The sequence below is a fragment of the Phyllobacterium brassicacearum genome (assembly GCF_003010955.1).
Lineage (GTDB): Bacteria > Pseudomonadota > Alphaproteobacteria > Rhizobiales > Rhizobiaceae > Phyllobacterium > Phyllobacterium brassicacearum.
Window position 1 is genome coordinate 55,612 of the sequence record NZ_PGGO01000010.1, and the last position, 13,668, is coordinate 69,279.

17 protein-coding genes are annotated in these 13,668 nt (G+C 55.1%); 4 read left to right on the forward strand and 13 right to left on the reverse strand.

Features of this window, described 5'->3' with window-relative positions; genetic code table 11:
- Positions 1-13 precede the first annotated feature (13 nt).
- Positions 14-1,198, forward strand: coding sequence for a gluzincin family metallopeptidase (locus CU102_RS14530; protein ID WP_106711942.1), 1,185 nt, complete (start codon positions 14-16; stop codon positions 1,196-1,198).
- Between the two features lie 25 nt (positions 1,199-1,223).
- Positions 1,224-1,937 (forward strand): hypothetical protein, encoded by a 714-nt coding sequence (locus CU102_RS14535; RefSeq protein ID WP_106711829.1) that lies wholly within the window; start codon positions 1,224-1,226, stop codon positions 1,935-1,937.
- A gap of 103 nt (positions 1,938-2,040) precedes the next feature.
- Here the strand turns inward: CU102_RS14535 and CU102_RS14540 are convergent, their stop codons facing one another.
- Positions 2,041-2,706, reverse strand: a complete 666-nt coding sequence (locus CU102_RS14540) for an LssY C-terminal domain-containing protein (protein ID WP_106711830.1) — start codon at positions 2,704-2,706, stop codon at positions 2,041-2,043.
- A gap of 354 nt (positions 2,707-3,060) precedes the next feature.
- Here CU102_RS14540 and CU102_RS14545 point away from each other — a divergent pair, with 354 nt between their 5' ends.
- Complete coding sequence (locus CU102_RS14545; RefSeq protein WP_106711831.1) at positions 3,061-4,170, forward strand: calcium:cation antiporter; 1,110 nt, start codon at positions 3,061-3,063, stop codon at positions 4,168-4,170.
- Between the two features lie 146 nt (positions 4,171-4,316).
- Positions 4,317-4,658 (forward strand): PilZ domain-containing protein, encoded by a 342-nt coding sequence (locus CU102_RS14550; RefSeq protein WP_106711832.1) that lies wholly within the window; start codon positions 4,317-4,319, stop codon positions 4,656-4,658.
- A gap of 31 nt (positions 4,659-4,689) precedes the next feature.
- Here the strand turns inward: CU102_RS14550 and CU102_RS14555 are convergent, their stop codons facing one another.
- From CU102_RS14555 to flgK, 12 genes are all read right to left on the reverse strand, one after another.
- Positions 4,690-5,163 carry a hypothetical protein gene (locus tag CU102_RS14555; RefSeq protein ID WP_106711833.1) on the reverse strand — a complete coding sequence of 158 codons (474 nt, stop codon included), beginning with the start codon at positions 5,161-5,163 and terminating at the stop codon, positions 4,690-4,692.
- Positions 5,160-5,588, reverse strand: coding sequence for a flagellar protein FlgN (locus tag CU102_RS14560; protein WP_425351556.1), 429 nt, complete (start codon positions 5,586-5,588; stop codon positions 5,160-5,162). Before CU102_RS14560 ends, CU102_RS14555 begins: the two co-directional genes overlap by 4 nt.
- Positions 5,589-5,623: 35 nt before the next feature.
- Positions 5,624-6,214, reverse strand: a complete 591-nt coding sequence (locus CU102_RS14565; RefSeq protein WP_245425349.1) for a rod-binding protein — start codon at positions 6,212-6,214, stop codon at positions 5,624-5,626.
- Positions 6,215-6,274: 60 nt separating this feature from the next.
- Positions 6,275-6,601: a hypothetical protein gene (locus CU102_RS14570; protein WP_133624546.1), complete on the reverse strand. Its 327-nt coding sequence runs from the start codon at positions 6,599-6,601 to the stop codon at positions 6,275-6,277.
- A gap of 75 nt (positions 6,602-6,676) precedes the next feature.
- Positions 6,677-7,426 carry a flagellar biosynthetic protein FliR gene (gene fliR / locus CU102_RS14575; RefSeq protein ID WP_106711835.1) on the reverse strand — a complete coding sequence of 250 codons (750 nt, stop codon included), beginning with the start codon at positions 7,424-7,426 and terminating at the stop codon, positions 6,677-6,679.
- Positions 7,427-7,441: 15 nt separating this feature from the next.
- Positions 7,442-9,532, reverse strand: coding sequence for a flagellar biosynthesis protein FlhA (gene flhA / locus CU102_RS14580; protein ID WP_106711836.1), 2,091 nt, complete (start codon positions 9,530-9,532; stop codon positions 7,442-7,444).
- A 109-nt stretch (positions 9,533-9,641) separates the two neighbouring features.
- On the reverse strand, positions 9,642-9,908 hold the full coding sequence (locus CU102_RS14585) for a flagellar biosynthetic protein FliQ (protein ID WP_106711837.1): 267 nt from the start codon (positions 9,906-9,908) through the stop codon (positions 9,642-9,644).
- Positions 9,909-9,910: 2 nt separating this feature from the next.
- On the reverse strand, positions 9,911-10,309 hold the full coding sequence (flgD, locus tag CU102_RS14590; protein WP_106711838.1) for a flagellar hook assembly protein FlgD: 399 nt from the start codon (positions 10,307-10,309) through the stop codon (positions 9,911-9,913).
- The gene (gene flbT / locus CU102_RS14595) at positions 10,306-10,746 is read right to left on the reverse strand and encodes a flagellar biosynthesis repressor FlbT (RefSeq protein WP_106711839.1); all 441 of its coding nucleotides are present in this window, start codon (positions 10,744-10,746) and stop codon (positions 10,306-10,308) included. Before flbT ends, flgD begins: the two co-directional genes overlap by 4 nt.
- A 3-nt stretch (positions 10,747-10,749) precedes the next feature.
- Entirely contained in the window at positions 10,750-11,094 is a 345-nt protein-coding gene (gene flaF, locus CU102_RS14600; RefSeq protein WP_106711840.1) for a flagellar biosynthesis regulator FlaF, read from the reverse strand.
- A gap of 43 nt (positions 11,095-11,137) precedes the next feature.
- Entirely contained in the window at positions 11,138-12,187 is a 1,050-nt protein-coding gene (locus tag CU102_RS14605) for a flagellar hook-associated family protein (protein WP_106711841.1), read from the reverse strand.
- Between the two features lie 2 nt (positions 12,188-12,189).
- Positions 12,190-13,656: a flagellar hook-associated protein FlgK gene (gene flgK / locus CU102_RS14610; RefSeq protein WP_106711842.1), complete on the reverse strand. Its 1,467-nt coding sequence runs from the start codon at positions 13,654-13,656 to the stop codon at positions 12,190-12,192.
- Positions 13,657-13,668 lie beyond the last annotated feature (12 nt).

Below are 13,668 nucleotides of genomic sequence, written 5' to 3' on the forward strand. Positions count from 1 at the left end.
GAGTTATATGGCGATGGCTGTGCTTGAAAACACTGCCCGTGAACGTACGGCAGCGCGCGTGGGCACGCGATTCTGGATTTTTCCGCAGCCTCCGTTTATTGCGGGCTACGAACAGCCGGACCGCGTTTGGCTTTCAATATTGCCCGATGAGATCAGCGATGGTCCCAGCGACATATCAATGTATGTTGCAGATCCGCTCTTCGACAAAGAGCCATATGGTTTCGCCCGATTGCCCCCTTTTGAAGGAGCAAGGCGCGCGCCGGTGAGGCCGGGGCCGGACCGGCATTTTGATAATATTGACACGCGCTCCAGGGCATTTCTTGGCGTTCACGCCTATGCGTGCGTTCATTTCATACTCGACATCTGGAGGAGCTATCTCGGTCATCGCGTCCAGTGGTTCTTTCAGGAAACCCTACCGAAGCTTGAAATTGTCCCTCTTGTCGATTGGAGAAATGCCCAGGCCGGTTACGGATTTCTGGAGTTAGGTTATTCGAAAGTCGGCGGTGTCACGCGCCCATATGCGCTGAATTTCGACACCATTGCTCACGAAGTCGGGCACTTGATCGTTTTCTCGGAGATGGGGGTTCCAGGAACGACATCGCGCGAAGCCGAATACTTCCCGTTCTCTGAAGCCTTTTCGGACCTTGTGTCACTCATTTCGTTCTTGCATTTCGATTCTGCGATCGATCGGCTGCTGCGGCGAACGAGGGGCAATCTATTGCTCTACAACGAACTTAACCGATTTGCAGAAACGAGCCCGGAAACGCAGATCCGTCTCGCAACCAATTCCCGGCGAATGTCCGACGTTACCCGCGAAGTCCATGATCGCGCACTCCCGTTCATAGGTGCCATATTCGACAGTATTGTCGAATTGTATCATCGCGAACTGGTGGCAAACGGCTGCGCTGACAAGCGACTTCTGGAGACCGATCTGCGCGAGCTGACACTGGACGAATTTGACCGGTTTCGCCAGGTGACCGAGGACGCCTTCAGCTTGAAGCCGCTGTTTTTCAAGTTGGCGCTCATCAATGCCCGAGATGCCGTAGGCGGCGCACTCGCGCAGTCGTTGCGGACCATTGATCCGACCACTCTGCACCTTGATCAGGCCGCAAGCGCCATCATTGCAGCAGCAGACGGAAGGACCGCCGAAAGGCTGGAAGCAAATTTTGCATGGCGTGAAATTATCGGCTCGAGATGAGCCTCAACGGAAGGGGGAATGGAAGATGAGCAAATCATATGGAAATCCGAGCGTCGGGCCCGGTCCAGTTCAAGGTCGAGGTCTGCCAGATGACCTCGATTACAGTTCCTATAATCCAAGTCAGGTCCTGTTATACGGCCGCCCTGCGCTCCCGCTTACAATAGAGAGCGACAGGTACCTTGAAGAGAAGGTTAAAAAACTGCTCGATAAGAACGCAATAATCAACGAAAAATTTTCCGAAATTAAATCCGAAATTGGAGACATTATAGAGGAACTCATTAGGCTGTATCATGAGCGCCTCGGAAAAGAATTCACTTCAGGTGTATTTGGGCAGACAATTACTCTAGCAATATTTGATGGCACAGAAATAGTATCTCTTCCGATAGACATTAAACTTCCGATGGAAACGTCAAAAGGAGGAAGATATATTAAAAGTATCGGTGTAATATATGGCTATGCTTACGAAGGTCATTGCTACAAATTGCCGAAACCACAGATTATGTTTTTACCGGATCGAGCTCGAAACATCCGAGTCGGCGACTTCGATTGCGATTGTGGCTACGATCCGGAGCTCGGCTATGCCGTATGGCAAATCGACAAGCTTGAGCGGGTCGTAGCATTGGATGTTCGGTCGGATGATCTCAAAACACTCGTTCTGGACGAAAACATACCCGGTCGCCGGTCGCCCCAGGCATATGCCCAATCAATGCTATTGGCGCCGCAGCGGCAGCACGATTAGTCGACGTGACTGCGACGGCACTGACGTGACCCCGGACAATCCACGCCTTATGGTGTTGGTGGCGGCAAGTTTGCGTATGCGATCAACGGCCGGGTGAAAGCAGTCAATAACCGAGCATGTTCTTGATACCATGCCACGCCTGATCCTTGGCTTGTATGAACGGCGGCGGCGCCAGTGTTTCCGGGGGAAGGTTTCGGCGCTGCCCATCTGGTACCAGAGTAAGCATGCGTATCTCGCCGTCAGTGTAGTAACGGCTTCCCTCTCCATTGCGCCCATTGAGGGTCGGGCCGACCCCAGAGACCAAGTATATCGCTTCAACCATGCCGGCGTTTGAGAGGCTGGTTGAGAAAAAATCGCGTTCGGCATCGATGTCAGGATCGATCTCGTGTGTAACCTGGCCCGTATATTCACTAAGCCCAACACTCTTGTCGAAGGTCGCAGAGCCAAGCCAGACTGGACGCTGTTCCACCCCCGTTTGCAGAACCCTCCATAACCGGACGTGATGACGTTGACGGGCACTGGTGCCAACAGGCTTTTCATAAGCAAGGTCCTCGCGCCTCCCGTCATAAAAGAGCGAACTGACAGGAGCCGCGTCATACGGGCGGTCCAGGACCACACTTCCTATGATGTCGATGCTCGAACGGAGTGTAATCGGATCAGCCGGATACCAATCGCCCGCGTGCATGGCACGAATGATGTCTTCGCGGTCGCCTATCAGCCCGACGTTGAGCGGATCGCCGGGGATACCTCTCTCCGTATTGGTTACCATCGGGTGCCTGGCAAGATCCGGCTGTCGCTCAGGCTGCCGGAAGCACAACGTATGCTAGAATGACATAGACAGAGGCGACAACCGCAACGCTTACGAACAGACGCTTCATGGCTTACCTCACAACTCCGAAGGGCTCTCCAAGATGCGTTCGATCGGCTGCCTGGCGCGGAGATAGCTATGATATTCGCACATCATTCAAGACAGGGACACCGCCGATCATTGTCCAGTAGGACCCGAGAAGACTTCATTGTCTGCCTGGTATAACGCGCCGAATATTTGCGGTCGTCAGCAACGCGTTGCCACCAGGCCAGTCCGGCTGTATGTGATTTATCCATCGATAGCCTGGACCCTCGCATGACCGCTCGTCCCTTGCCGATCCACACCTACTTGATCCCGATCGGATCCCTCGTTCTTGCTGTCGGGATCCGTCTCGTTGGTTTTCCCATGGGGCACGAATATCCGGTATTGAGTATCGTGGTCTCCTTACTCGCCATCTGCATACTGCTTACGACGGTCTTCATCGTTCTCCAGCATGCGGAAGTCTTGGCTATACGCCTTGGCCAGCCGTACGGAACATTGCTTCTCACATTTGCCGTTACCACGGTCGAAGTTTCAATCATTGTGTCGATGATGCTGCACGGGGAGAACAATCCAACTCTTGCCCGAGAGTCGGTATTTTCGACGGTCATGATCGTTTGCGCCGGCGTCGTGGGTCTTTGTCTCACACTGGGCGGCCTGCACCACCACCAGCAGGAGCTGAAACGGCAAGGTACGAGTGCAATTCTTTCTGTCCTGACTGCGCTGACAATCCTGACGCTCGTCCTGCCCAACTTCACTCTCGCTGCGGCGCCGGGTACTTTTTCTCCTGTGCAGCTTGTCTTCGTCAGCTTCTGTTCAATCCTGCTTTATGGGAGCTTTGTCTTCGCGCAAACTGTAAGACATCGCGATGATTTTCTGGATGACGGCCGCCCCGGTGGAGATCATGCAAGTCACGGTATTTCTGGAGAGGCCAATTGGGGAAACGCCGCTCTGCTCCTCATTGGCCTAATTGGGATCGTCCTTCTGGCCGAGCAGGTTGCAACTGGCGTAGAAGACGGCCTCGCGGCTCTTCAATTTCAACAGACCGACGCAGTTGTCGGCGCCTTTATCGCAACACTCGTGCTCCTGCCGGAGGCACTCTCAGCCATTCGAGCCGCCCTGATCAACGAGCTGCAACGCAGCCTCAATATCGCACTTGGCTCGGCGCTCGCAACCATTGGGTTGACCATTCCTGCGGTAGGCATGGCCAGCGTTTTAACCGGCCGCGAGCTTACTCTCGGCCTTACACCGGGCGATTCGGTGCTTCTGGCTTTGATCCTCTCAATCAGCATTCACAGCTTCGGGACTGGTCGAACAACCGTTCTGACCGGGCTCGTCCATCTGGTGGTGTTCATTGCCTTCCTGTTGTTGATCGCGTTTCCCTGAACACACGTGTCTCGCTGGCCCCTCCTGGGTTTACATAACGGATTGGCAATTGTTTACCGCTACAAGAATCAAGTGAAATCACTGACGTGGACGGATGCTCATCTGCCTTCGGCCATGTCGGTCGCGCAATTCTGTAGAGCTCTGTCATGCCGCCTTCCGGAAGGGATACGAAAAAGGAAAAACGGACCGAGGAACGCAAGCGAACGAGGCTGCGCTCAGGCAAGCTCGTAACGCTCAGCGGCCAGTTCCTGACCGAGTGTCATTTCCATAACCTTGCGGGTGGCGGTGCCAGGATCAGGATTATGACCCAGTGTGTCATACCGGATCGCTTTTGGCTGTTTGACGATCAGTATTGCGGCGCCTTGATCACCGAAATCGTCTGGCGCAATGGTTCCGATTTCGGCGTGCGCTTTGTTCATGATCCAGGCGTCGCTCCCCTGAACGACACCACCCTGAACACGCTGGCGGGCAAGTATTACTCACTGTAGTGAGAGCTCCATCTCCGGGGTGTATGAGCCGCTACGGCCGCTCAAGCCCTTTGGTATTCTGGTCTCGAATCTCTTTTGACGTGATGTAGTTGAATTGCTCGACCAGGAGGTCTTGCACCAGCGGCTTTGGAAACCGCGCGTTGACCCCGTCGATAATCGACTTCTTGACGTCATCGAACTTGATTTTCTGCACGTCCTTCGTGTCCGAAAAATGCCCATAGAACTGCCGAAAAACTTCATCGTTGATAAAATAAGCCACCGGCACATCCATGGCATCTTTGGCGCCCTTGTCGAGAGTATAGGCGAGCTGGGAAACGACATATCCCTGGACAGTCCCGCCGACAATAATGGGAACACTGAAGACCTCGGTCTTGCCAACGTCGAGTGCTTCCTTGGCCACCGGTGCGGATACGGCCGCTGTTGCTGTGTTTTGCCAAACCGCGAAATACAGCGATCCGAGAGCAACCGCGCAAATCCAGAGGCCGATCAGCGCAATTCGGATCATGCGCCTTGCCCGTTCCTAACCTGGTCGACGGTGTATGTGCCGTCAGCCTCCTGCGTTTCAAGGGCATTGCGGATGATGCCTGCCAGCTCTGTAACCGCGCGCAAATGCAATTTGATGGCATCGCAATTGCGATCAAGTTTCTTGCGTAGATTGTCGAGAACCGGTTGCAGCGATTTAAGCGCGAGCGCGTCAACAGTTTTTGCTGCCTTGCTCATCGCTTTGTTGAAGTCGCGCAAGCCGCGGCTCTTGTGCGCATTAATGTCAACAAGATCGACAGTCTGGCCATCGAGGAGCAATCGCGTTTCCCGCTCGACGACTTCTTCCAGCCGCCGGATTGCGACAAGGACAGGCTCAAGCGCAGGTTCATGCCGGGGAGCGGTTGGAATGTGTTCGATCATTGTGCCATCGTTCAGGTTATCGTTCATTGAATCCATTTCCATTTCCTCCAATCTTTTCGGCCTCAGCTCTGTCTGGTTTCTTCAACGTTTTCCGTTGCTTTTAATTGTTTTTGGATCAGTTGCCGTTCGATCTGGTACAAAATGACGTTTGAATCGCGCTCATGAATATGATTCTGATCATTGAAAATTGCCGGTGTCGCAGGGTCGTATATTGCCGCCTCCGATTTCGCTTTCTTTTCGCTTTGCACTTGCAGCATACGTGCAACGCCGATGCCGCCGGCATCGCTCATCTTGTTTGCGATGGCTTCCGCCATCATGGATTTCCAGTAATCACCAGCGACGCCCTGGCCGAATACCGCCTGGTTATCGCCGGTAAACATCGATTCAATGAACGATTGCAGCATGAACGCTTCAAACTTCTTGAACGATGGGTTCGGCGCTTCACTGGACTTGCCGGCGGAATCGATTGCCAACCCGGTCTGCTGCATCGAAGAAAAATTATCGCGAGACAACTGCATCTGTGCGGCTACCCGAGCGGACGCGATACTGCGCAACTTTTCGACGGAAGCCCGCAAAGTGTCCGGATCCGCCGCCATGGCGACATCCAGTATAAGGTCGGAAGGTGGGCTAATGGCCATTGATTGCTGCCGCATTCTGATTCATGACCTGCACTCTAATCGCCCAAACTTACGGGAGGCTTGAGCCACGCCCGGTCAAATCGCATGTTTGGCAAGCAAATGACCGACGTGCTCGTCAATCTCCATCGCTTCTTCGGTTCGCAACGACGCTCGTTCAAAAGCACTGAGCCGATTATTCAGGATATCGAGCATCCGTGACACTTTAAGAAGATCGCGGGTCTCTCCTGCAATGTGCGCCGATAACTGCGTCTGCAGTATTTTGTTCGCATCCAGGCGCCTTATGATGATATGCACAGGAACAAAGCTGGCGTTGCCCTCGAACTGCTCGTCCTGCATCTTGAACAATGTGCCGTTCTCCTCTTCCATCACCGCAAACTGCGCGTTGAGGCGCGACAGTTCCATCTCATGGCGAGTCCTGGCGAGTTTCTGCAATCTGATCATACTGCGATAGGCGGTCCGGACATTTCCCGTCATCACTTAAAAACTCCTGAGATACGTACCGGCTTCATTTGTAAAAAACCGCAACAGGTCTGGCATGCTGAAGTAGAGCAGCATCAGTCCCCCGGCGAGAACAAACGGCATTGAGATGAAGTAAACCGGTATGGCTGGCGTAAGTTTGTTGATCAGCCCCACCGCGATGTTGACCACAACCGCAAAGACGATGAACGGGGCGGCTATGCGGATCGTGCTGAGAAACGCCTTTGACAAGGTGTCGGTGAAATTGACCATGGCAGTTGCCGGTTGGAAAATTCCGTCCACCGGAATTGCCGAATAGGAGGAGAGCAGCGCCCGGAACACTTCGAGGTGGAGATCTGAAACGAAGAACAGGCACAGTGCGGACAAGGTTACGATACTGGCGATGGCTGCCTGTGGTTCGTCCGCTTCGATCGCAGCGGCGGCCGCGCCCGAATAGCCGGTCGCCATGGCAATCGCGTTCGCCATGAACTGGAGCGCCCAAAAATAGATCCGCGCCAGGATACCAATGAGCCCGCCAACAATGATCTCAACGATGATGAGGCGCATCAGCACGAGCGGAGCTGCTTTTGCTACCGGAGCAACCTGCGTGAGCACGAGCGGAACAACCATGAGCGAGCAGGCGAGCGCAAGGAAAAGCCGGACCTGCATGGGAATGCGCGGGTTCGATATTCCCGGCACAATCAGCAGGCAGGCACCGACCCGCGCAAAAACCAGAAAGGCAGTGATGATTGTATCGTTCAGGGGCGGCATTAGGAGGTCACAGCCTCACGAAATCGTTCCAAGCGATCGGACCTCCACCCCGCGTGCAATCTCGACGTGTGACAGCACTGACAGCGTCGCAAACAACCGTTCGATAATCATCCGGATGTAGGGTCGCGCCTCTGGTGAAGCCACGAGAACGAAACGTTCGCCGGCATCAAGATGTTTGCGGATCGCAACGCTCGCCTCGGTGCCAAACTGCTCCAGCAGCCGCGGATCGATGTCGAACTCTGTAATCTCGCCCTTGGCATCACGCTTGAGGCTCTGGTGGAAGACCAGATCCCAGCGATTGCCAAGCCGCAAGACGGAGAGCACGCCATTGTCGGCCAGATCCCCGCAGATCTGTTGCGCCATTCGCATGCGGACATGCTCGACGATCATTTCGGAGCGGCGGATATGCGGCGCCACTTCCGCAATCGCCTCAAGAATAAGGTTGAGGTTACGAATGGACACGCGTTCCGAGAGCAGCAGCTTGAGGACCGCCTGCAAGCCCGAATAGGAAAGATGGGCCGGGCAGATATCATCGAGGAGTTTGCGGTATTCCGGTCCGAGCCGATCCAGCAGGCCACGCATGTCCTTGTAGGAAAGCAATTGCGCCAGATTGTTGCGGACAATTTCACTGAGATGCGTGAGCAGCACCGAAAGATTGTCAACGGTCATATAATTGTCGCGCTTGAGCTCGGCGGCGAAGGTTTCCGGAACGGAGTAGGCCTTCATACCGAATGCCGGCTCCCTCACCTCTTCACCTGGAACATGCGGCGGCGGCCTGTCACCGGGAATGACCAGGATCTCACCTACCCTGAGCTCATGTGAAGCTACAACCGTCCCATGGATCTTGATGCGATAGGTCTTTGGCGGCAGCAGAAAATCGTCTGTCACCTTGATCTCTGGAACGACAAAACCATATTCCAGCGCGAACTTCTTGCGCATCTTGTTGACGCGATGTGCCAATTCCAATTGCGATGCGAGAAGCCGTGCGGAGAGTTGTTTGCCAAGGCACAGTTCGATCTGTGCGGTCTCAAGTGACGCACGAACGGAGTTCCGGTCTTCTTCATCGGCAGTCCGCTGCTTCAGGGCCTGTTCGGCCTGGGCTGCGGCAGCCGCGCGTGCCAGCTTGCGTGGCACCGAAATGCCGATGGCAGTGAGACCGAGCGCCAGCACAAAAAACGGGAAGGCCGGCAGACCCGGCAATGTGCCGAGCACAAACAAAAGCAGCGCCGCCACAAACAGGGCTTTGGGGTAAGCACCGAGCTGACCGAAAACGGCCTGATCCGCAGAACCGCGCGTTCCGCCTTTTGAAACCAGAAGACCCGCGGCAAGCGACACGATCAGCGCCGGAATCTGTGTGACAAGACCATCGCCGACAGAGAGCTTGGTGAACACGTCGGCCGCCTGGCTGACTTCCATACCATGACGTGTAACACCAATGATGATGCCGCCAAAAATATTCACCGCGGTTATGATGAGACCGGCGATCGCGTCACCACGCACGAATTTCGAGGCGCCGTCCATCGAACCGAAGAAGGCGCTTTCCTCCTCCAGCTCACGGCGGCGATGCTGCGCTTGCTTCTCATCGATCAACCCTGACGAAAGATCCGCATCGATCGCCATTTGCTTGCCAGGAATGGCGTCAAGTGTGAAGCGAGCGCCAACTTCGGCGATACGCGTCGCACCCTTGGTGATGACGAGAAAGTTGACGATGATCAGGATCGCGAAGACGACCAGTCCGATGACGAAATCGCCGCCCATCACGAATTGTGAGAAGCCGTGAATGACCTGTCCGGCTGCGGCATAGCCTTCATCACCATGGGTGAGAATGACACGTGTCGTTGCAATGTTGAGCGACAGGCGCATCATCGTCGCGATCAGGAGCACGGTTGGAAAAGCCGAAAAGTCCAGCGGCCGTTGAATCCAAAGCGCCACCATCAGGATCAACACGGAAAGCGCAATTGAAAAGGCAAGTCCGATGTCAAGAATGATTGGCGAAACTGGCAGGAAGAGCACCGTGAGGATAATCACGATTCCGAGTGCCAGACCAACATCACTGCCGGTTAGATAACCCTTGTCACCCAGTCGTTTTACTGCGGCCTGCTGCACGGTCTTCTCCTATTGTCGGCAAACCATAGGAGCCGAAGCTTGCGCGAAGCCAGAGCGGCGGGCACAACGCGAAGTTTGGAGCAGACCCGATGTCTGGCGGCAAACCTTCTCAGAAACCGTTCTCAATCCGCGAATAGGTCAACAAAGTCAGCGTATTGATCTGCGAGCCAACAAAGGGCGCGGTCAAGGCGAGCACAGCAAGGATGACCAGGATTTTCGGCACGAAAGTGAGTGTGATTTCCTGAATTTGGGTCAGAGCCTGAAACAGTGCAATGCAAACACCGGCGAACATCGCGGCCCCGACTGCGGGACCGGAGGCGACAATCACCGTCCAGATGGCCTGATTGATGATATCGAGTGCATCCGCCTCATTCATGATCAGCTGATGGCAATGCCGGCAGTGATCGGAAGTTTGGTGCCGTCCTTAAGCGTTGCGATCATGCCGTCGCTGTAGATACGCACTGATTCAACCACACCACTGACCTTGCCGTCTGCGCTCGTCACTGTCCGGCCAATGAGCCCGTCAGCTTGCGACAGGGAAGAGCTGGCCAACAACTGATCAAGTTTGGTGTTGGTCTGGACCGCCTGCTCGACGCTGGAAAACTGCGCCAGCTGCGTAACCTGCTGCGTAGGATCCATGGGCTTGGTCGGATCCTGATTTTTCATCTCCGCAACGAGCAATTTCAGAAAGGCCTCGTAGTCGACACCGGGGCCGTTCGTAGTCGTCGTCGTGTTTGTCGCCGTGTTGGTCGTTCCGACAGCAGTGGTCGTAGTCATGCGATTGCCTCCGGCCTGGTGTTCTGGTCGCTTTGAGAAGGAATGGTTTGCTCTGCATCACCGGAAAGTATCTGGGCCTCCAACGCATAGAGCAATCGGATAGCTTTGAGCGCCTCGAAGACGCGGTCTTTACAGACCATTTCGTCGATCAGTTTCAACTCTTTGAGGATCTGTTTATTTTCGAACGTCGCAAGCAGCGATGCCAGCATGCGCTTGAATGCAAGAAATGCATCCTGCTTGACTGCGGGATCAACGAGCATGACCTGCGCAGCGAAATAAAGCTGGCGCAGCGGTGTCGTCGTCTCGTTCGCCTGGATGACATGGCTTTCGAGAAGAAACGTCACATCGTTCATGAACTCCAGCGAGACCTTCCGGTCAGCGCGCAAAACCGCGCCGTTCACGTAGATCTTTTCCCCGGCTCGCAGCGAAATCTTCATGTTTCAGATCCCGTCACGAATGGTTTTGGTGATGTCGATGATGCTGTCATAGTCCGTGGAGGTTTCCATGCGGATTGCCTCCAGTGTCTTGAGAATGAAGATGCCGATCGAAATCAATGAGGCGCGTAGTTCCGCTGGCAACCCGTTAGCCGGACTGCCGAGGTCTTCCATGATGATCATCCACAATCGTGACGTGAAATGAACGGCCTCGACACCTTTGTAAGAATAGCCGCCTTCGTCCCGGGCTGCCTCCAGCATCATGATTGACTGGTCGAACAGGGACCGTTCACGGTCTCTGGCGTTGTCAGAACCGTCATTCATGATGTCGTCGTATCGGGCCTGGTACATGTGCGTTTCCGGCTATTGACGGACGCGAAGGCGTCCGTCGCTTTTACTTCAGGTAGTTGAGCAAGCTCAGGCTTTGGATCTTCACGGTGAGCGCATAGGACGCATCGATCTGTGTCCTCAACGCTTCGACCCGATTGGCGGCCTCATAAGGATCGACCGCTTCCAGGTCGAGAACGGAACTGTTCAGGACATTGATCTGCACGGCCAGGCGATCTGTGGCGTCCTTGGTCCGGGCCTGCGCATTGCCAAGGAACGATTGCGCTCCGGCCAGCGACGTCGAGGTCTGCATGGACACTGCGCTGGCCTTGTCGATAATCGTATCAAAGGCGGCCTGGTTGAGACCTATATCACCAAATTCCGCAATCATGGTGTAGGTCATGGCAAGCTGGCGGAAGCCAACATTGTTGGCGCTGACCGATGTTTCCGCTAGTTCCGTCGGCGCTATCCGGCTCTTGACGAGCGTATCGGAGGCAGCTGAAAAATTGGTCGACCAGGATGCTGCATCAAACTCGGCTGCGAAGGTGGTGTCCAGAAAATCCTTCATGTCAGCGGCAGTGATATTCGCCACTTGCGGGTCGGTGGTTGGAAACCCGAAATAGTCCTGGAACGATTGCAACACGGCTGCACTTGCCGGATCGCCGGCAGCGCCATAATCGCCGAGCGGCTTTACGTCCGTGTTCTCGCCGGCGAATATGTATTCGCCATTGTAACTGGTATTGACAAGGTCTGTCGCGGTCTGCAGTAGGCCCTTTGCCTTGTCGACAAGGATCGAATGACCTGCGCTGGCTCCGCGCATGGCGGTCAGATTGCCGAGAAACTCCTGCGATCCCTTGATGACGTTGGTCAGGGCATTCTGAGAGGCCGTCATTCGCTCGGAAATGAGGCCGTTGGTCTCGGTCAGGACCGTCAGTCGATCATGCTCCTTGCGCAGTGAGATCGATTGGCCCGTGCGGCTTCCGAGCGCCAGGCCCGTATCGAAAACGAAGCCTGTCGTGGCTTCCTTCTGTGCCTGGACCAACTCCGCCTGGGCTTTTGCCAGAATGTTACGAGTCGAATTAGTCAGCATGTATGATGAAACGGACTGGGTTTTCATGTCTATCTCACCGCCTCCAGGAGTTCGTTCAACATGGCATCAACAGCGGATATGATCCGCGCTGAGGCCTGGTAGGAATGTTCGAGGTCAAGCAGTGACTGCATTTCCGTATCGATATTCACACCGGACGCATTGGAAATTGCGTCCTCAGCCCGCGAGGCCATAACCCCATTGTACTCGTTCGTCTGCGTAACCGATTTTCGTTTCGTTTCGAGCGAGCTGATCATGGCCGCAGAGAAATCCAGCAGGCTCTTGTTGTTGCCGGCTTCCGCGTCCGGGTCGTAGCTGCGCGGTGCAGCGATAGCACCGAGCAGATTTTGCAAGCGCGTCGAAAAACCGGCCGAGCCGTCGGTGTTCTCTATGTAACCCGCACCTGCAGAACCACCGTCACGCAGAAGCGCGGGATTGCCGCCCTCAGTCAGGATAAAGGCCGACGACACTTTGATGGTTCCGGCAATCCCCGGAAGGATTGTAGCATCCGCAGGCATCGCGGGAGCACCCGAATACGTGAACAGGCCAGGCACAGTCGGCAGCGTCGCCGGCGTGTTCTGGTCCGTTTCGGCAAACATGCTGACGAGGCTGCGCGCAATTTCGTCCAGCTGGTTCTGGTATGCCGGCGCAATATCGTCGCGCAATTGCAGCAGACCGCTGAGGCGACCGGTGCCGTAGGGCTGCTCAAATGTACCATGTGACAATGGCACACCATCAACGTAAACCGCATTGCCGCTTGTGCCCGCACTGAATGCGCTTGTCGGCGTAAAGCTGATGGTGCGTGGAGACCCTTCGAAGAGCGTTACGCCGGACTCCGCGAAGATCACCATGTCATTGTCGCCGCGCGTGAGCGTCGTGATGCCGATTTCGCCCGATATTTCTTTCAGCAACCCGTCGCGCTGGTCGAGGTAATCTGAAACGTCAGTCCCGGAGCGTGTACCATTTATGATGCGGTTGTTGATTGTTTCGAACTTTGTCAGAAGGGTATTCAAATTGTTGACGGAGTCGCTGATGTCGCTATCGGCATCCTGGCGCAACTTCTGTATTTCTTCCGTGCCCCTGTTGAGCGCGTTGGCCAGATCAACCGCCTTGGAAACCGCGGCCTCGCCAACTGACGTATTGCCGGGCTGCGATGCGTAGAGCTGCAACGAATCCCGCAGGTCACCTAGCAATGCGCTTGGAGAACCTGACGAATCGCTGGCGGAATAGATGCCTGACAGCCGGTCCAGGCCGCCCTGGAGCGTGTCCGATGCGCCAAGCTGGCTGTTGCTTTCAATATATTTGGTAAGAAGTGCAGCGTCAGCAGAGCGGGTCACTGATAGAAACGTCGAACCGTTCGGACCGCTAACCACAGAGCCTATGCGCCGTGAGAAATTAGGATCGCTGGCTCCCGCAATATTGCGGGATACCAGCGCGGTTTGCTTCGAAACGGTCGTGAGAGCACTCTGAGCAGTAAGGAGCGCCGAAGTTAGTGACATGCCCTTGGTCCA